We start from the raw sequence: 17,939 nt of genomic DNA, 5'->3' as shown, positions 1-17,939 counted from the left end.
GCGAGGCGCGCCACAGGCGGGAGTTCGTCAGCATGACCGGTGAACAGCACACGGGCTTCTTCGCCTCCGTCGAGGAGGTGTCGGCGCGGTTGGCCGAGGTGGGCTACCTGGCCTCCACGGCCGTCGCCACCACGGTCTTCCTCGCCGACCGGCTTGGCAAGCCGCTGCTGGTGGAGGGCCCGGCCGGGGTCGGCAAGACCGAACTGGCCAAGGCGGTGGCCGCCGTGGCCGGCGCCCGGCTGGTGCGGCTGCAGTGCTACGAGGGCGTGGACGAGTCCCGCGCGCTCTACGAGTGGAACCACGCCAAGCAGCTGCTGCGGATCACCGCCGGACGCGAGGAGAGCTGGCAGGAGGCCAAGGCCGACATCTTCAGCGAGGAGTTCCTGCTGCCACGCCCGCTGCTCACCGCGATCCGCGGCACCGAGCCCACCGTCCTGCTGGTCGACGAGACCGACAAGGCCGACGTCGAGGTGGAGGGGCTGCTCCTGGAGGTGCTCAGCGACTTCCAGGTGACCGTCCCGGAGCTGGGCACCATCACGGCCGAGCGCCGCCCGTTCGTGGTGCTGACCTCCAACGCGACCCGCGAGCTCTCCGAGGCGCTGCGCCGCCGCTGCCTCTTCCTGCACCTCGACTTCCCCGACGAGGAGCTGGAGTGCCGGATCGTCCGGTCCCGGGTGCCGCAGCTGGACCGGGCGCTGACCGAGTCGGTGGTCAAGGTGATCGGCGCGCTGCGGGCGATGGAGCTGCGCAAGGCGCCCTCGGTCGCCGAGACCATCGACTGGGCCCGGACGCTGCTGGCGCTGGGCGCCGACTCGCTGGACGACGCGGTGGTCCGCGACAGCCTGGGCGTGATCCTCAAGCACCAGGAGGACCTGCGCCGGGCGGTCGAGAAGCTGACCCTGGCCTCGGCGTGACCGGGTCCCAGCAGCGCGCGCTGCCCGAGCGGCTGACCGGCTTCGTGCACGCGCTGCGCGGACACCAGGTCCGGGTGGGGCCCGGCGAGACGGTGGACGCGGCCGCGGTGCTCGCCGTGCTCGGGCTGGCCGACCGGGAGCGGCTGCGCGAGGGGCTGGCGGCGGCGCTGCTGCGCGGGCAGGGTCAGCGCCCGGTCTTCGACGCCACCTTCGACCTGTACTTCCCCGGTTCGGTCGGCGAGCCGAGCACGGCCGGGCCGGCCACCACCGACAGCGTCGAGGAGCTGCGCGAGCACCTGGCCGAGGCGCTGGCCGCGGGCGACAACGCGGCGATGGCCCGGCTGGCCGGCCGCGCGGTGCAGGCCCTGGGCCAGTACGGCGCGTCGCCGGCTCAGGGCGCGGCGCCCGGCGCGGGCGGCTGGTCCGCCCACCAGACGCTGGACCGGCTGCGCCCGCAGATCCTGCTGGCCCGGGTGCTCGCCGCGCTGCGCGCCGGCCGCCCCGATGCCCCGCCCGACGCGCTCACCGACCGGATCGAGCCGGACGAGATCCGTCGCCGGATCGAGGCCTTCCGCGGCCTGGTGGCCACCGAGGCCCGCCGCCGCACCGCCGAGGAGCGCGGCATCGAGGAGATCGCCCGCCGAGCGGTCGCACCCAGCGTCGACCAGATCGACTTCCTGCTCGCCGGACGTGACCAACTGGCCGAGCTGCGCCGCTCGGTGCGCCCGCTCTCCCGCAAGCTCGCCACCCAGCTGGCCGCCCGGCGGCGCCGGGCCGCCCGGGGCCGGATCGACCTGCGCCGCACCGTGCGCCGCTCGCTGGGCACCGGCGGGGTCCCGCTGCGGCCCGCCTACCGGCAGCGCCGCCCCCAGCGCCCCGAACTGCTGCTGCTCTGCGACGTGTCCAGCTCGGTGGCCGGGTTCGCCGACTTCACCATGCTGCTGGTCCAGGCGCTGCGCGAGGAGTTCAGCCGGGTGCGGGTCTTCGCCTTCGTCAACCGGGTCGACGAGGTGACCCACCTGGTCACCACCGGCACCGCGGACCCGGGCGGCCTGGCCCGGCGGATCCTGGCCGAGGCCGCGGTGATCGGCTACCACCCCTACAGCGACTACGGTTCGGCGCTGGGCGAGTTCGCCGACCGCTACCGGGAGGCCGTCACCCCGCGCACCTCGGTGCTGATCCTGGGCGACGCCCGCAACAACCGCCGCGACCCCAACCTGCCCGCCCTCGCCCAGATCGCGAAGCGGGCCCGCCGGGTGCACTGGCTCAACCCCGAGCAGCCCGCCCTGTGGTCCACCGGCGACTCGGCGGCGCTCGGCTACGCGGGCCTGGTGGCCATGCAGCCCTGCCGGAACGCCCGCCAGCTGGGCGAGTTGGTCACTCGTCTGCTGCCGGTGTGACCGGCTGCTGCGCGAGCCGCGCCGCGAAGGCCCGGAAGCGCCGGCACGGTGCCGTGGCCGGGCGGTCCTCGCGCCAGGCCAGCCCGATGCCGCGGTAGGCGTCCTGCTCGGCGAGCGGCACCACCCGCACCCCGGGCTGCGGGGCCGCCCGCCCGTCCCCGGCGGGCAGCACGGCCACCCCGAGCCCGGCACCCACCATGCCGCGGATGGTGGCCACTTCGTCGGCCTCCAGCACCACCGAGGGCGTCACGCCCGCCTGGTGGAAGATCTGGCAGGTGATCTGTCGCAGTCCGGCCGAGTCCCGCATGATGATGAACCGCTCGTCGTTCAGCTCGGTCAGCCGCACCGCGGACCGCTCGGCCAGCGGATGCCCCTCGGGCACCGAGAGCGCCAACCGCTCCTCGCGCAGCGGCAGCCAGCCCCACCCCGCACCGGAGGGACGCGGCGCCATGACGGCCAGCTCAGCCGAGCCGTCCAGGACGAGTTCGAGCACCCCCGCCGCCGACTCCTGGTGCAGGGTGAAGCCGGTGCCCGGCGACTCGCGCTGGTAGGCGCCGAGCAGTTCGGGCACCAGCCAGCCGCCGAGCGAGTGCACGAAGGCCAGCCGCAGGGTGTCCTCGGCCGGGCGCAGCAGGGCGGCGATCCGGTCCTCGGCGGCCTCCAGCTCCGCCAGCGCCCGCCGGGCGTGGCGCCGGTAGACCTTGCCGTAGTCGTTGAGCCGCAGCCGGTGCCGGTCGCGGTCGAACAGCGGGGTGCCGAGCCCGCGTTCGAGCCGGGCGATGGCCCGCGACAGCGTCGGCTGCGAGGTGCCGACCAGCGCGGCGGCGTCGGTGACGTGTTCGGTCTCGGCGACGGCGAGGAACCAGCGCAGCTCTTCCAGGGTCATCCCGGCATTATGCACACCACGCATGATCCGCAGGTCAGGACGGTATTTCCGTTCGCCGCCCCACCCGGCAATGCTGACGGACAGCAGGAGACCACACCCCCGCCCGAAGGGACCCACCATGTCCGACCAACCCGCCAACCCCATGACCGATGCGGCCAAGTTCCGCCTGGTCGAGGACTTCCGGATCAGCCTGCAGACCGGCAACTGGGCGCTGTTCCGCTCCCTGCTCACCGAGGACGCCAGCTGGACCCTGCCCGGCGACAACAGGATCTCCGGAACGGCCCAGGGCGTCGACGCCGTGGTCGAGCGGGTCCAGCTGATCGCGAGCTACGGGGTCGACTTCGAGTTCCTGCGCCCGCTGTACAGCCGCGACAACGTCGCCCTGTCGCTGCACAACACCGCCGAGCGGGACGGCCGGGTGCTGGACGAGTACCTGTCCACCGTCTGCTTCCTGCACGAAGGCCGGATCCGCTCGATCGAGACCTACCTCTCCGACGTGCCGGGGATGAACGCCTTCTTCGTCTGAGCCGGTCAGCGCAGCAGTGCGGCCAGGAGTCCGGCGAGCGTGAGGCCGCTGTCGGCCGGGTGGCGCAACTGCTTGGCGTCGATGACGCGGTAGTGGTTGGTCCTCCCGCGCCGCTCGTGGCTGAGGTAGCCGGCGTCTTCGAGGTCGACGATGATGCGCTGCACGGCCCGTTCGGTCAGCAGACACTGGGCCGCGATGTCCCGGACCCGGATCCCGGGGTCGCGGGCGATCTGGACCAGCACGCGGGCGTGGTTGGTCAGGAAGGTCCACTGCCGGGACGGCGAGCTGTCGTTCACGTCACCAGGATATGGCGTCCGTTTCACACCAAATGAAACATGACATCGAATACGTGCATTGGTTGACATGTCAGCCGAACCGGCGGAGAGTCAGGACGTGGCATCGCCATGCACGTTGCGAAGGCGGGGCTGCGCGGAGGAGGCTGGGGCCGGTGGAACGTGTGAGCCGCGAGAGCCTGGAGCGGCTGACCAGGTTTCTGGACGCCCGTCTCGCAGAGCCGACCGGCGAACCCGAGGGCGGGGCACCGGTGGAGCCGGTGCGCCGCACCGTGCGCCACGCCGTCGCCGGGATCGAGGCCTATCTCGCGGCCGTGGAGGCGGGCACGATCTCCGCCCCGTCCCTCCACGCCTACGCCGAGGAGCTGTGGGACCGCCTTCAACACATCGCGCAGGCCTGGCCGGACGCCCCGGCCGGTGACCGCCCGCAGGCAACACGGGCCGCCCGATGACGATCTGACGCATCATCGGGCGCACGGGTCGTACTCAGGCCCGTCCCGCCGCCTTCTGGGTGCGCCGGGCCAGCGAGTCGATGACCACCGCGGCGAGCAGTACCGCACCGGTGATCATGAACTGGATCGCGTTGCTCAGCCCCTCGATGTTCATCCCCGACTGGATCGAACCGATCACCAGCGCGCCCAACAGGGCCGACCAGGTCTTGCCGCGCCCGCCGAAGAGGCTGGTGCCGCCGATGACGGCCGCGGCGATCGCGTTCATCAGCAGGTTGCCGCTGCCCGAGGTCTGGCTCGCGGACTGGATCTGCGCGGCCAGGAAGAGGCCGCCGACGGCCGCCATCGTCGAGCAGATGGTGAAGACCGAGATCCGGATCCAGACCACGTTGATGCCCGCCCGCCGGGCACCCTCGATGTTGCCGCCGAGCGCGAAGACCTTGCGCCCGTAGCCGGTGCGGCGCAGCACGAAGTCCAGCACCACGATGAAGACCAGGAAGACCAGCAGGGCCAGCGGCAGGCCCTTGTACTGGTTCAGGGTGTAGGCGGCGAGGTAGCCGACCACGGCGAGCGCGATGGTGCGCAGCGCGATCTCGGCGATCGGCCGGGACGGGACGCCGGCCGAGCGGCGCCGGGCGGAGTCCAGCAGCGAGGCGGCCAGGAAGAGCACCACCCCGGCGGTGGCCAGCCCGTAGGCGGCGATCTCCTGGCCGTAGATGGTGCTGTAGAGCCGGGAGACGATGTCCCGGCCGGAGAGGTTGACCGTCCCGTTGGCGCCGAGCACCTGGAGCATCAGCCCGTTCCAGCCCAGGTTGCCGGCCAGGGTGACCACGAAGGCGGGCACCCCGACCCGGGCGAAGAAGACGCCCTGGATGAAGCCGACCACGGCGCCGCCCGCGAGTGCCACGATCAGCGCCAGCCACTGGTTCACCCCGTGCGTGACGTCCAGCACCGCGAAGATCGCCGCACACAGGCCGCTGACCGAGCCGACCGACAGGTCGATCTCGCCGAGCAGCAGCACGAAGACCACGCCGATCGCGATCATCCCCGTGCCCACGATCTGCTGCGAGAGGTTGGAGAGGTTCTGCGCGGACAGGAAGCTGCTGTTCAGGCTGCCGAACACGGCCCAGATCACGATCAGCGCCAGCACCACGGGCAGCGAGCCGAGTTCACCGCTGCTGATCCGGCGGCGGAACTCGCCGAGGTAGCCCTTGAGGCCCTCCTGGCGGACGATCAGCCGCGGGTCCACCGCCGGGATCGCCTCGGCGGCCACCGGGACGGGCGCGTTGACCCCGCCGGTGGGCATCGCGTCCTCGGGCAGCTGGTGGCGCCGCTCATCGTGGCGGCCCTCCTCGAACCGGCCCTCCTCGAAGCGTCCGTCCTCCGGCGGGGTGTTGGGGTCGTCGCTCACTGGGTGCCCTCCGTCCCGCGGGCCTGACGGCGGGTCACGGCGTTGTCCGTGGCGCCGGTGATGGCCGAGATGATCTGTTCCTGGGTGGTCGAGCGCCGGTCGAAGACCCCGTTGTTGCGGCCCAGCCGCAGGACCGCGACGCGGTCCGCGACGGCCATCACGTCGGCCATGTTGTGGCTGATCAGGATCACGCCGAGGCCCTGCTCGCGCAGCCGCTCGACCAGATCCAGCACCTGCGCGGTCTGCTCGACGCCGAGCGCGGCGGTCGGCTCGTCCAGGATGACCACCTTGGGCGAGCCGATCAGCGAGCGGGCGATCGCCACCACCTGGCGCTGGCCGCCGGAGAGCGAGGCGATCGGGATCCGGACGCTGGGAATGCGGATCGACAGGGTGTCCAGCAGCGTGCGCGAGCGCTGCTCCATCGCCACCTCGTCCAGCACCCCGAAGCGCTTGAGCTCGCGCCCGAGGAAGAGGTTGCCGACCACGTCCAGGTTGTCGCAGAGCGCGAGGTCCTGGTAGACGGTGGCGATCCCCAGGTGCTGGGCGTCCTGCGGCCGGTGGACGGTGACCGGGCGGCCCTGCCACTCGATCACGCCCTCGTCCGGCTGGTTGACCCCGGCGATCGCCTTGACCAGGGTGGACTTGCCCGCGCCGTTGTCACCGACCAGCGCGAGCACCTCCCCCGTGTACACCTCCAGCTCGATACCGGTCAGCGCCTGCACCGCACCGAACCGCTTGGAGACCCCGCGCAGGGCCAGCACCGGTTGACCTTCGCCTGCCATCGCAGCCGCTCCCTTCCGCCTTCTGCCGCCCGGCCCGCCGTCCCGCCCGCTGCGGAACCGTCAGGTCACCTCACCCGCGTGCGGCGGCTACTGCAGTCCGGCCGCGGTGCAGTCGGCGGCGAAGTCGGGGGTGCAGATCTGCGCCACGGTGTAGAGACCGTCGGCCACCACGGTGGTCTTGATGTTGTCCTTGGTCAGCACCACCGGGGTGATCAGGTCGGACTTCACCTTGGTACCGCTGCCGCTGGTGGCGGTGGTCGGGGCCACCGAGGCGGTGATCGCGGCGCCGGTGGCGAGGTCGACCGCCATGCTGCCGGCGGTGTCCGCCTCCGGCTTGTAGGGCTTGTAGATCGACATCGTCTGGGTGCCGGCCAGGATCCGCTGCACCGCGTCCAGCTGGGCGTCCTGGCCGGTCAGCGGCACGCTCAGGTTGGCGGCCTTGAGCGCGGTGGCGATACCGGCGGCCATGCCGTCATTGGCCGAGTAGACGCCGACCACGCTCTGCGCACCCAGCGCGGTGATCGCGGCGGCGGCCTCCTGGTTGGCGTTGTTCGGGTCCCAGTTCGGCGTGTCGTACTCCTTGCCGATCTTCAGCTTGCCGTCGATCGCGCTGTGCGCGCCGGCCTTGAACTGTGCGGCGTTCGGGTCGGTCGGCGACCCGTTGATCATGATGATCTGGCCGCTGCCCCCCTTGTCGCCCACCGCGGCGACCAGCGCCTGCCCCTGGAGCTGGCCCACCTTGGTGTTGTCGAAGGAGACGTAGGCGTCCACCGGCCCCTGCGCCAGCCGGTCGTAGGCGACCACCTTGACGCCCGCGTCGTGGGCCTTCTGGACCGAGGACTGGATCGCCTTGGCGTCCACCGCGTCCAGGATCAGCACCTGGTCGCCCTTGGTGAGGGCGGTGTCCACCTGGGTCTGCTGGACCGTGGCGTCCTGGTTGGCGTTGTAGTAGTCGACGGTCGCGTTCGGGGCCAGCTGCTTGATCTGGGCCTCGATCAGCGGCTTGTCGAACTGCTCGTACCGGGTCGTCTTGGACTCCGGCAGCAGCAGGCCGATCTTCAGCGCGGCCGTCGAGCTGCTGGCGCCGGCGCTGCTGGTGGACTTCTTGGCGCTGCCGCAGGCGCTCGCGCCGACGGCCAGACCGAGGATGGTGGTGGCGACGGCCGCCCGGCGCAGAACGATCTTCATGAAGATGCCTCTCGTGGTCCCGGTCACCCCCCGTGACCGAGTCTGCGAACAGGGCACCGGCGGCACGAGCCGGACTGCGCCGAACGAGGAGCGGCATCGCTCTGATGATGGAATGTCAGGTGCGGCCGGCGGGGACGACGTGAGAGGACGTCAGCGGCCCGCTACTGCTTGAGGGCGGCCGCGGCCTTGTCCCAGTTGGCGTGCAGCTGGTCCAGGTAGGAGCGGGCCGCCGAGCCGGGCGCGGTGCCGCGGGCGAAGGCCAGCATGTTGCCGGCCCCGGCGTTGTAGCCGAGCGCCAGCAGCTCGTCCCGGTTGAGCGAGGTGGCTGGGTGCGCGGGAAGCTGGGCGCCCAGGTCGTGCAGGAACCAGGCCGCCGCCTCGACCGCGAGGTCCGGGTCGTCGGGCAGCTGCTCCCACTGCCGGCTGGCGAAGTCGCGGCCGACCTTGGTGTCGTCGAAGGCGGCCCGGTGCATGTTGGCGATCCCGAACGCCGCGTCGGGCTTGAGCTGCTGCCAGGCGCGCTCCGTGGCCGGGTCGTGCGGCTTGTAGGACTCGTTGTAGAGGATCGCCATCAGCAGCTGCGGGTCTATCCCGGCCTGGGTGGCCCGGGCCTCGACCTGGGTGGCGTAGTGGGCGGGGTCGTAGGCGGAGGCGCTGGGCGCGGGTGTGGCGGCGCCGCCGCCCCCTGGCGTCGCCGAGGAGCCCGGGGCGGGCGAGCCGGTGGCCGGGCTCGCGCCGGCCGGTCCGGCGGTGCCGTGGTCACCGCCGCGTACGCCGTGGACCATGAACCCCAACGCCAGCACAGCGGCCACCCCGGCCACCGCTCGCCCGTACCTGCGCACCCGCGCCACCCCGCCTTCCGTCCGGTCTGTTCCCTTACGCTACTGGGTGAACTGCCGGTGGATGCCCCAAAGGTCCAGCAGGCACATCAGGACCGTGCGAACAGCTCCACCGGGTGGGTGAGGTAGTTGCCGAACCAGCCCTCGCGGTCACCGTCCTTGTACGTCCGCAGCACGCCGGCCAACCGGTCCTGCCCGGCCCGCAGTTCGAGCACCATCGCAGGGGTGTTCAACCGGGCGTCCGGTGTGGGCAGTTGGAGCGGAACGGCGGCCCGCAGCGCCCAACTGGGCGACGCCGCCGCGGATACCGTCGCCCGGCCCGCGCCCGGCAGCTCGACCTCGATCCGGCCGTCGGCCAGGATCCCCAGCTCCACCGGCAGCTCGCCGCCGGGCACGGCGACCGTGCCCGCCCAGCGCCCCACGGGCAGCTCCATCGCCAGCACCGGCTCGGGCGTCATCGGCGCGATCAGCTCCGGCCGGTATCCCGGGACCAGCTCGCGCATCACATGGTCGATGATCTTGTCCCGCGCGGCCTTGTCGGTGCTGTTGCAGAGCACCGCCACCGAGAGTCCGAGCTCGGGCATCGCCAGCAGCATCGCCGCCGCCCCGACGCCGCCACCGCCATGGCTGTGGATCACCGGGCCGGCGCCCCGCGCGAGGTTCCAGCCCAGCCCGTAGGCGACGTGCTCGTTGACCGGCTGCCCCGTGTGCATCGCGGCCAGCGTCCCGGGCCGCAGCAGGCCCGGGTACCGCTGGGCGAGGAGCACCAGATCTTCGGCCGTCCCCCAGCCGGCCGAAGCGCCGGGCGTGCCGCTGCGGTACAGCGGGTAGGCGCGGCGGTCCGCGGTGTAGCGCTCGGCCCTGGGGGCCGGGCAGTCGACGCCGAGCCGCAGGCCGGGCAGGCCGAGCGGCTCGAAGAGGCACTCGCGCAGGTAGTCGGGCAGCGACTGCCCGGTGACCGACTCCAGCAGGCGGCCCACCTGCTGGTAGCCGAGGTTGGAGTACTCGAAGCCGCTGCCGGGCCCGCGCAGCAGCGTCAGATAGCCGGCCGGGTCGATCAGCGGCCCGCCCGCGTAGTCGAAGTTGTAGTAGCCGCCCAGGCCACCGCGGTGCTGGAGCAGCTGGCGCACCGTGGGGTCCGGCCAGTGGGCGGCCTCGGCTCCCGGGCGGGCGTACGGGCCCGGCACCGGCGCATCCAGGTCCAGCAGACCGGCGTCCGCCGCCAGGCAGCAGCCGATCGCGGTCATCGTCTTGGTGATGGAGTTGAGCGCGTACGCGGTCCGCGGCGTGGCCGGCCGCCGGCCGGCGAGGTCCGCCCAGCCGTACGCCTGGGCCAGCACCGGCTCACCGCGCTCGGCCACCGCCACCGAGACGGACGGGCAGTCGTGTTCCGCCAGCACCTCGGTGCAGAAGTCCGCCAAACCGTCCAGCATGGTCACCCTCCCGTTGCCGATCAGCCGGCCTTGATCGACCGACCGGGACGGACTCTAGTGGTCCGCCCGCGAAGCACCGCGGACGGGCCCCGGCGGAGGTGGTTGAGCCCGGCACGACCGGGTAGTCGACCGACGAGGTGAGGATCATGTCCATCCCCTTCCCCGCCGATCCGGATGCCGCTCCCCCGTACGCGCCGGAGCCCCGGCCGCCGGTCCCAGCGCCACCCCTCCCCCGGCCGCCGGTCCCCGGTCCCGAGCCCGGGCAACCGGAGCCGGCCGGGCCCGAGCCGGGGGACCCGCAGCCCGGGGGCCCCTGGCCCGAAGAGCCGGAGCCCGGCGAGCCGTGATCACCGCAGGCCCGGGCACCGCGGGTCGCAGCACCCGGCGCGCCGGGTGCCGTGTCACGGTGGACACCAGGGCCGGGCCGGCCCCGTGATCGGCCGCCCTCCCGGCCCCACCGTGATTCGGACATCTCTGGAGGACGCATGAGCAACACCCCGCTCACCGAGCTGACCGGTGAGTACCAGCTGGACCCGGCCCACACCAGGATCGGCTTCATGGCCCGGCACGCGATGGTCACCAAGGTTCGCGGCCACTTCAAGGAGTTCGAGGGCAGCGCACACCTGGACGGGTCGGACCCGGCCAAGTCGACCGCCACCGTGACCATCAAGACCGGCAGCATCGACACCGGCAACGAGCAGCGCGACGGCCACCTGCGCACCAACGACTTCCTCGACGCACCGAACTTCCCCGAGATCGTCTTCGCCTCCAGCGGCATCGAGGCCCTGGGCGGGGACCGCTACCGCCTCACCGGCAACCTGACGATCAAGGACGTCACCCGCCCCGTCAGCCTGGACGTGGAGTTCGACGGCAGCGCCCGCGACCCGTACGGCAACCTGCGGGTGGGGTTCGAGGGCTCCACCACGATCAGCCGCAAGGACTACGGCATCACCTGGAACGCCCCGTTGGAGGGCGGCGGCGTGCTGGTCGGCGACAAGGTCGTGCTCGAGTTCGACGTCTCGGCGATCCGGCAGGACTGAACCGCACCGAGCGGTGCACCGGCCGGGGGCACCGCCGGGCGCTCATCGACGCCGGTTACGATCGATCGGTGTCTCGATTCCAGCGCCCGCTGCGCGCTCTGCAGGGCCTGCCCGCGCCGGTACGCTGGCTGGCCGCTCCGGTCGTGCTGCTCGGCTGCACCGGAGCGGTGCTGATGAGCGGCGGCACCTACCAGCCGCCGCTCACCGCCCCGACCCCCGACGCCAAGTCGGCCGGCTACTGCACCGCTCTGCTGAAGGCGCTGCCGACCACGATGGTGAACCACCCGCGCGCCGATCCGGCCGGCTCGCCCTACGTGGCCGTCTGGCAGACCTCGCCCCGCACCGTGCTGCGCTGCGGGGTGCCGCGGCCGACCTCGCTCAACATCCTGGCGAACCAGGAGTCGACCGGCCCGAACGTGGACGGCCTCCAGTGGTACCTGGAGAAGGACGGCCACGGCGGCTACCGGTTCACCACCACGCTGCGCGCCACCTACGTCGAGATGAGCGTGCCGGCCAACGCCTTCACCTACGCCACGGACGCGCTCGGCGTGGTCTCCCCGGCCATCCTGAGTACCATCCCGGACCTGAACGGACAGTTCAGCACCGGGCAGGACGGCAACAACCAATAGGCCCGTGCGCCCGCTGCGAGCCGGTGCCGGTGCCGGTGCCGGCCGAGGGTCGCAGCGGGCGCACGGGTGCTCATCCGACACACCGTCAGGTCGAGTCGCGGACCACCAGTTCGGTGGCCAGCACCAGTTGGCGGCTGCGCAGCGCCGGATCGGCGATCTCGTCCAGCAGCAGGCGGGTCATCGTGCGGCCCATCAGCTCGATCGGCTGCCGCACGCTGGTCAGCGCGGGGTCGGTGTGCCGAGCCACGATCGAGTCGTCGAAGCCGACCAGCGCCACGTCCTCGGGCACCCGGCGCCCGGCCGCCCGCAGCACCTGGAGCGCCCCGGCGGCGAGCACGTCGGAGGCGCAGAAGACGGCGTCCAGGTCCGGAACGCGGTCCAGCAGTTCGCGCATCGCCGCCCGGCCGCCCTGCTCGGTGAAGTCGGCGAGGCCCACCAGGTCCTCCCGACGGTCGTGACCGGCCTCCGCCAGGGCGTCGTGGTAGCCGGCGAGGCGGGCCCGGGCGGCGTCCATGTCCAGCGGGCCGGTGATGGTGGCGATCCGCTCCCGCCCCTGCGCCAGCAGATGGCGCACCGCGCTCCGGGCGCCGCCCGCATTGTCGGCGGCGACATAGCTGAGCGACTCGTCGTCCCCGCGCCGGCCGGCCAGCACGGTGGGGATCCGCAGATCCTCCAGCACGCCCGGCAGCGGATCGTCGCAGTGCACGGCCACCAGCAGCACGCCGTCCACCCGCTGGGCACGCAGGTAGGCGGAGAGGCGATCGCGCTCGCGCTGGTTGCGCACCAGGACCAACAGCAACTGCATGTCGGTCTCGGCGAGTTCCGCGCAGACCCCGCTGATGATGCCGGAGAAGTACGGCTCCGAGAAGAGCCGGGTCTCGGCCTCCGGGACCACCAGCGCGATCGCGTCGGTACGCGAGGTGACCAGGGTACGGGCCGCCCGGTTGGGCACGTAGCCGAGTTCGGCCACCGCCTGCTCGACGGCTGCCCTGGTCCGGTCGCTGACCCGGGGCGAGCCGTTGATCACACGGGAGACGGTGCCGCGCCCGACTCCGGCGAGCGCCGCCACCTCCTCCAGGGTGGGACGTCGCAGCCCGCGCCCGCCCGCAGTGCCGGCCGAGTGCCCGGCGGGGCGCTGTGCGGTTGAGCTGCTCATCTATCACCTCGTGCGACGGTCTTGACCTGGGGCAAGGGGACATTGTGGCAGGCAATCCTGTGGGTTAGCCGAGGGTCGCTGACGGATTTCACTATCTGTCAGCCGTTCTCTGTTCTCTGTCGGTCGGCTGTTGTCATCTGTTGTCTGCCATCCGCCAACGCGACGCTGACATCGGCCGGTTGACCTCTGCCGGTTGACTCCTGCCAGTTGACTCCTGCCATCGGACACCCCGCTGGAGCCCTTGACAGACCCCCTCGGCGGACGGCAGCCTGCCGGAATAGCTTCTGGGAGCGCTCCCACCTCTGTCCGTGCCCGCACCAGTCAGCCCGCCGGCCCTCCAACCCCTGCGAGCGTGCGTCATGCCCCTGCCTCCGCCCACCGACGGAGCCGCTGCCCAACTCGTCTTCCCCTCCGACTTCCTGTGGGGTGCGGCCACCTCGGCCTACCAGATCGAGGGCGCCACGAAGGAGGACGGCCGGACGCCGTCGATCTGGGACACCTTCTGCCGAACGCCCGGCAAGGTCCTGGGCGGTGAGAGCGGCGACCACGCCGCCGACCATTACCACCGCTACCGCGAGGACGTCGCCCTGCTGGCCCGCCTCGGCCTCGGCGCCTACCGGTTCTCGGTCTCCTGGCCCCGGGTACAGCCCACCGGCCGGGGTCCGGCCGCCCAGCGCGGCCTGGACTTCTACCGGCGGCTGACCGACGAACTCCTCGCGGTCGGCATCCAGCCCGTGGTCAGCCTGTACCACTGGGACCTGCCACAGGAGTTGGAGGACCAGGGTGGCTGGCCCGCGCGGGACACCGCCGAGCGCTTCGGCGACTACGCCGCACTCGTGGCCGAGGCCCTCGGCGACCGTATCGGTCTCTGGGCCACCCTCAACGAGCCCTGGTGCGCCGCATTCCTCGGCTACGGTTCGGGCGTCCACGCCCCGGGCCGCACCGACCCCGGCGATGCGCTGCGGGCCGCCCACCATCTCAACCTCGGCCACGGCCTGGCCCTGAGCGCCCTGCGCGCCGCACTCCCCGCCACCGCGCAGGCCGCCATCTGCCTGAACCTGCACCAGATCCGCCCGCTCACCGACGCGCCCGCCGATCTGGAGGCCGCCCGGCGGATCGACGCCGTCGGCAACCGGATCTTCACCGACCCGATCCTGCACGGGCGTTACCCCGACGACCTGCTGCTGGACACCGCGGATCTGGTCGACTGGGACACCCTGATCCACCCCGGCGACGAGCAGACCATCGGCGCCCCGATCGACCTGCTGGGCCTCAACTACTACACACCGACGCTGGTTTCGGGCACCGCATCCGACGGGCCGGGGGCGGAGGGCAGCAGGCGTGCCGACGGCCACGGCGGCGGCGAGCACTCGCCCTGGCCCGGCGCCGACCAGGTGCTCTTCCACCAGCCACCCGGCACCACCACCCAGATGGGCTGGGCCGTCGACCCGTCCGGACTGTACGAGTTGATCACCGACGTGTCGCGCGCCCATCCCGGCCTGCCGCTGCTGATCACCGAGAACGGCGCCGCATTCGAGGACCAGCCGACACCGACCGGCGAGATCCACGACCCGCAGCGGATCGCCTACCTGCACGGTCACCTGGCCGCCGTTCACCGCGCCATCGCCGACGGCGCGGCGGTGCGGGGCTACTTCACCTGGTCGCTGCTGGACAACTTCGAGTGGTCGTACGGCTACAGCAAGCGGTTCGGCCTGGTCCACGTCGACTACCCGACCCAGCGCCGAACCCCGAAGGCAAGTGCCGCCTGGTACGCCACCGCGGCCCGCCGCCATGCCATCGACCCGCTGTGAGGAAGGCAGAGGGAACCACGAATGCCTGCGACATGGCCTGATTCAAAGTCCAGTTGGTCATGCAGTCGGCCCCGGCAGGTGAGGGAACGGTCATCCGCGATCTGACCGCCTACGACCACTGACGACCATCGACCGCCGCCGGTCCTACGTCTCCCGTCAGAGACGGGACGAGACCTTTGCTCGATGTCCGGCTGATCGATCCGGCCCTACCGTGATGGACATGGAGATTCCCGAGCAGTACAAGTACGCCGTCATCCCGCACATCATGGTGGACGGAGCCGCCGAGGCGATCGAGTTCTACGTCGCCGCGTTCGGAGCGTCGGAGTCCTTCCGGCTCGACCGTGATGACGGGCGGATCCTGCACGCCGAGATCAGCATTCATGGCTCCACCCTCATGCTCGGTGACTTCGAGGCCCCGTACTCGCCGCCGGGCGTGGTCGGCGCCTCCGTTGCCCTGCACGTCTACGTGCCGGACGTGGATGCCCTGACCGCTCAGGCCGTGGCCTCCGGCGCCGAACTTCTCTCTCCTCCGGCCGACATGTTCTACGGCGCCCGGCAGTCGACGCTCCGGGACCCCTTCGGCCACGTCTGGAACGTCCTGACCCCCATCGCCGCCTGACCCCAGAGGCCATCGAGCAGGGGGTCCGACGGTCCGCTGGGTCGGTAGCTGGGCGCGCCGGCCGCGCCGGGGGGTGCCTCACGAGAAGGGCGCGCTGGTCGAGGAGGCCATCGCCTCGCTGAGCGGCCGGGCCTCAGAGCGGTTCGCCCAGCGGCCCGTGGACGGACTCCAGGCTCTGCGCCCAGTGCGCGGCCCAGTCCGGCGTGCTGCCGTCCGCGTCGGTGAACCCGTACTCCCGGTACAGGCCCCATGTGGCGAGCGCCCGGCCGGACTTGGCCATGATGTCGGGGTCGGCGGCCAACGCGACGACCGCCCGGCCGAGATAGGCGGGGGTCTCGGAGCAGGCGAAGTCCGGGTCCTTGGCCGTGGCGTCCCGCCAGTTCCGCTCGGTGACGCCGAAGTGCTCCAGCACCTCCTCCGAACGCAGGAAACCCGGCGTGAGCGCGACGGCCGCGACACCGTGCGGCTTCAGCTCGGCAGCCTGCCCGACCGCCAGGCGGATGACCGAGGACTTCGCCAGGTCGTAGAAGATGCTGCCGCGGTAGCGGGCGGTGTTGCCGTCGGTGACCTCCACCACCAGGCCGCGCCCACGCGCGACCAGCAGCGGAAGGACGTGCCGGCTGGTGATCAGATGGGTGTCCACCGCCTGCCGCAGCAGCCGCAGACCGACCTCCAAGTCCTGTTCCCAGAGCGGGTGTTCCCAATCGGTCAGCGGGTCACCACCCCAGACCGAGTTGACCAGCAGGTCCAGCCGCCCACCCTGCTCGGCCGCGATCCGCTCGGCCAGCGCCCGGACCTCCTCGGGTCGGCTGTGGTCGACCCGGACCGCGACGCCCAGCCCGCCGGCGGCGGTCACCCGCGCAGCCGTCTCCTCGATCGTCTCCGGCCGGTCCAGCTCGGAACGGCCCGCCGCGCTACTGCGACCGGTGACGTAGACGGTCGCACCGGCGGCACCCAACTCGACCGCGATGCCGCGCCCACCGCCCCGGGTGGCACCGGCGACCAGCGCCACCCGGCCGGCGAGCGGGCGGGTGGCCTGGTCCGGGGCCTGGTCCTGGTCCTGGTCCTGGTCCTGGTCCTGGTCCTGGTCCTGGTCCTGCGGACGTACAACGGCCTGGCTGTCCATGAGTCCTCCAAGTTCCCCGATGCTGTCGATGTTTTCCTGCCCCCTGCACGCACAGTCAGCGGGTGTGCTCCGGCCCCGACGACCCCGACGCCGACCCCAACCCCGGCCCCGGAACGATCCGAACGTACGGGGCCAGCGCCCGGCCCACCTCGTGGCGCAACCGCTGGTTCAGGGTGCCGTGCCGGTCCAGCGCCCAGGTCAGACCGGTACCGGCGACCACCGACTGCAGGGAGGCGGTCAGTGCGGCCAGGTCGGTCCCGGGGTTGAGCACGCCGTCGTCCAGCGCTTCGGCCAGCAGGGCCACCATGGCCCGGCCCTGCGCCTGATGGACCAGCAGGGCCTGCTCGCGGAACTGCGCGTCCGTCAGGTCGATGCAGAGCGCGGCGAGGTGGTTGGCGTAGGTCTCGGGCGTGGACATCGGCGCCATGGACGTCACGATCAGCTCGGCCAGCGCGTCGAGTGGGGAGCTGTGCCGCTCCCGCACCCGGGACGCGAGCCGCTCGGCATCCACGGCGGACTGGGCGGCCATGGCGAGCAGCAGGCCACGCTTCGAACCGAAGCGCTGCACCAGGGTGCCGGGGACCACGCCGACCTCGCGCGCCACTGCCGCCAGGGTCAGCCCGGCGGGCCCCACCCGGCCGATCACCTCGGCCGCCGCGTGCAGGATCGCCGCGTCATCGATGGTTCTGGGCCGGGCCACGGGGCGGCTCCCTTGAGTCGAGAGGTTAATAAATGGTCGTTCATTTATTAAAGCGCCCAGAGCACGCCCCGGCAAGCCCACCGACCGACAACCCCCACCCGCCCGACAACCCCACCAACCGGCAACCCCACCAACCGGCAACCCCACCAACCGGCAATCTCACCCGACCGGCAGCGCCGAGCCGGACTGTCAGCGGCAGGCACTACGGTCTCGACCCATGGGTTTCTCCGGAAGTTTCATCCTGACGCGGGCCGAGCGGCCGATCACCGAGCTGCCGGCCGTCCAAGCGGTCGACAGCACTCCTGAGTGGTCGGCCCGGGACGGTGCCTGGCAGATCCTGCAGCTGTCACCAGCCGTGGATGTGGATGACTCGCTCCTGGCCGGGACCGGCGCCCCGGCCCTCTTCCTGCACGTCCACGACAGCGACTTCGCCTTCGTACAGGCCGTCGACTCCGACGGCCCGAGCTGGCACTGCGCGTTCCCCCGCGAGATCGCGCGGGACTACCAGGTCCCCGAGCAGTGGATCGGCGATCCCGACGAGGTCACCCGCCGGTCCGTGGCCTGGGCGGAGGCGGCCGGCTTTCGGCCCGACCCGGTGGCAGTACGCGCCACCCTTGGCGCACCGAACGAACCATGCGCCGAGGACGCGGCGTTGAACCTGGTTCACGCCCTGGGGTTCAGGTTCGACGCGGGGGAGAATCTGCTCGATCCCCAGTGAAGCCCAAGGCCGTCCCGGA

19 protein-coding genes are annotated in these 17,939 nt (G+C 72.1%); 9 read left to right on the top strand and 10 right to left on the bottom strand.

The window, feature by feature from the left end:
* Positions 1–32: 32 nt before the first annotated feature.
* Together ACFZB9_RS09980 and ACFZB9_RS09975 are read left to right on the top strand one after the other, a co-directional pair.
* Positions 33–914 (top strand): AAA family ATPase, encoded by an 882-nt coding sequence (locus ACFZB9_RS09980; protein ID WP_391445431.1) that lies wholly within the window; start codon positions 33–35, stop codon positions 912–914.
* Complete coding sequence (locus ACFZB9_RS09975; RefSeq protein WP_391445429.1) at positions 911–2,314, top strand: VWA domain-containing protein; 1,404 nt, start codon at positions 911–913, stop codon at positions 2,312–2,314. The genes ACFZB9_RS09980 and ACFZB9_RS09975 overlap by 4 nt, the downstream gene beginning before the upstream one ends.
* On the opposite strand, the gene ACFZB9_RS09970 is transcribed toward ACFZB9_RS09975, so the two are convergent.
* On the bottom strand, positions 2,292–3,200 hold the full coding sequence (locus ACFZB9_RS09970; protein ID WP_391445427.1) for a LysR family transcriptional regulator: 909 nt from the start codon (positions 3,198–3,200) through the stop codon (positions 2,292–2,294). The two genes, ACFZB9_RS09975 and ACFZB9_RS09970, sit on opposite strands and share 23 nt — an antisense overlap.
* Before the next feature lie 118 nt (positions 3,201–3,318).
* Here ACFZB9_RS09970 and ACFZB9_RS09965 point away from each other — a divergent pair, with 118 nt between their 5' ends.
* Positions 3,319–3,726 carry a nuclear transport factor 2 family protein gene (locus ACFZB9_RS09965; protein WP_391445425.1) on the top strand — a complete coding sequence of 136 codons (408 nt, stop codon included), beginning with the start codon at positions 3,319–3,321 and terminating at the stop codon, positions 3,724–3,726.
* 5 nt (positions 3,727–3,731) lie between these two features.
* Here the strand turns inward: ACFZB9_RS09965 and ACFZB9_RS09960 are convergent, their stop codons facing one another.
* Positions 3,732–4,022, bottom strand: a complete 291-nt coding sequence (locus ACFZB9_RS09960; protein WP_391445423.1) for a helix-turn-helix transcriptional regulator — start codon at positions 4,020–4,022, stop codon at positions 3,732–3,734.
* Between the two features lie 152 nt (positions 4,023–4,174).
* Here ACFZB9_RS09960 and ACFZB9_RS09955 point away from each other — a divergent pair, with 152 nt between their 5' ends.
* Entirely contained in the window at positions 4,175–4,471 is a 297-nt protein-coding gene (locus ACFZB9_RS09955; protein WP_391445421.1) for a hypothetical protein, read from the top strand.
* Positions 4,472–4,505: 34 nt separating this feature from the next.
* Here ACFZB9_RS09955 and ACFZB9_RS09950 read toward each other — a convergent pair whose 3' ends face one another.
* The 5 genes from ACFZB9_RS09950 to ACFZB9_RS09930 all read right to left on the bottom strand — a co-directional run bounded on the left by ACFZB9_RS09950 (position 4,506) and on the right by ACFZB9_RS09930 (position 10,121).
* Entirely contained in the window at positions 4,506–5,774 is a 1,269-nt protein-coding gene (locus ACFZB9_RS09950; protein WP_391445919.1) for a sugar ABC transporter permease, read from the bottom strand.
* Between the two features lie 101 nt (positions 5,775–5,875).
* On the bottom strand, positions 5,876–6,661 hold the full coding sequence (locus ACFZB9_RS09945; RefSeq protein WP_391445419.1) for an ATP-binding cassette domain-containing protein: 786 nt from the start codon (positions 6,659–6,661) through the stop codon (positions 5,876–5,878).
* 87 nt (positions 6,662–6,748) lie between these two features.
* Positions 6,749–7,849, bottom strand: a complete 1,101-nt coding sequence (locus ACFZB9_RS09940; protein ID WP_391445417.1) for a sugar ABC transporter substrate-binding protein — start codon at positions 7,847–7,849, stop codon at positions 6,749–6,751.
* Positions 7,850–8,010: 161 nt separating this feature from the next.
* The gene (locus ACFZB9_RS09935; protein ID WP_391445917.1) at positions 8,011–8,634 is read right to left on the bottom strand and encodes a transglycosylase SLT domain-containing protein; all 624 of its coding nucleotides are present in this window, start codon (positions 8,632–8,634) and stop codon (positions 8,011–8,013) included.
* Between the two features lie 143 nt (positions 8,635–8,777).
* A complete protein-coding gene (locus ACFZB9_RS09930) occupies positions 8,778–10,121 on the bottom strand; it encodes a serine hydrolase domain-containing protein (RefSeq protein WP_391445415.1) in 1,344 nt (447 codons plus the stop codon).
* Between the two features lie 485 nt (positions 10,122–10,606).
* On the opposite strand from ACFZB9_RS09930, the gene ACFZB9_RS09925 reads away from it, so the two are divergent.
* Positions 10,607–11,161, top strand: a complete 555-nt coding sequence (locus tag ACFZB9_RS09925; protein WP_391445413.1) for a YceI family protein — start codon at positions 10,607–10,609, stop codon at positions 11,159–11,161.
* Between the two features lie 68 nt (positions 11,162–11,229).
* Entirely contained in the window at positions 11,230–11,790 is a 561-nt protein-coding gene (locus ACFZB9_RS09920; protein WP_391445411.1) for a DUF3515 domain-containing protein, read from the top strand.
* Between the two features lie 85 nt (positions 11,791–11,875).
* Here ACFZB9_RS09920 and ACFZB9_RS09915 read toward each other — a convergent pair whose 3' ends face one another.
* Positions 11,876–12,946, bottom strand: a complete 1,071-nt coding sequence (locus ACFZB9_RS09915) for a LacI family DNA-binding transcriptional regulator (RefSeq protein WP_391445409.1) — start codon at positions 12,944–12,946, stop codon at positions 11,876–11,878.
* A 359-nt stretch (positions 12,947–13,305) separates the two neighbouring features.
* Between ACFZB9_RS09915 and ACFZB9_RS09910 the strand changes: the two genes are divergently transcribed.
* Both ACFZB9_RS09910 and ACFZB9_RS09905 read left to right on the top strand, forming a co-directional pair.
* Positions 13,306–14,757 (top strand): glycoside hydrolase family 1 protein, encoded by a 1,452-nt coding sequence (locus ACFZB9_RS09910; protein WP_391445407.1) that lies wholly within the window; start codon positions 13,306–13,308, stop codon positions 14,755–14,757.
* Positions 14,758–14,977: 220 nt separating this feature from the next.
* A complete protein-coding gene (locus ACFZB9_RS09905) occupies positions 14,978–15,376 on the top strand; it encodes a VOC family protein (RefSeq protein WP_391445406.1) in 399 nt (132 codons plus the stop codon).
* A 133-nt stretch (positions 15,377–15,509) separates the two neighbouring features.
* Here the strand turns inward: ACFZB9_RS09905 and ACFZB9_RS09900 are convergent, their stop codons facing one another.
* Together ACFZB9_RS09900 and ACFZB9_RS09895 are read right to left on the bottom strand one after the other, a co-directional pair.
* The gene (locus tag ACFZB9_RS09900; RefSeq protein WP_391445404.1) at positions 15,510–16,502 is read right to left on the bottom strand and encodes an SDR family oxidoreductase; all 993 of its coding nucleotides are present in this window, start codon (positions 16,500–16,502) and stop codon (positions 15,510–15,512) included.
* A 55-nt stretch (positions 16,503–16,557) separates the two neighbouring features.
* Entirely contained in the window at positions 16,558–17,202 is a 645-nt protein-coding gene (locus tag ACFZB9_RS09895; protein WP_391445402.1) for a TetR/AcrR family transcriptional regulator, read from the bottom strand.
* A 217-nt stretch (positions 17,203–17,419) separates the two neighbouring features.
* On the opposite strand from ACFZB9_RS09895, the gene ACFZB9_RS09890 reads away from it, so the two are divergent.
* Positions 17,420–17,920 carry a hypothetical protein gene (locus ACFZB9_RS09890; protein ID WP_391445401.1) on the top strand — a complete coding sequence of 167 codons (501 nt, stop codon included), beginning with the start codon at positions 17,420–17,422 and terminating at the stop codon, positions 17,918–17,920.
* The last annotated feature ends 19 nt before the right edge of the window (positions 17,921–17,939 follow it).

The organism is Kitasatospora sp. NPDC008050 (genome assembly GCF_042957465.1).
GTDB lineage: Bacteria > Actinomycetota > Actinomycetes > Streptomycetales > Streptomycetaceae > Kitasatospora.
Note: the sequence above shows the minus strand (reverse complement) of the source record. Positions and strands in the feature narration are given on the sequence as shown.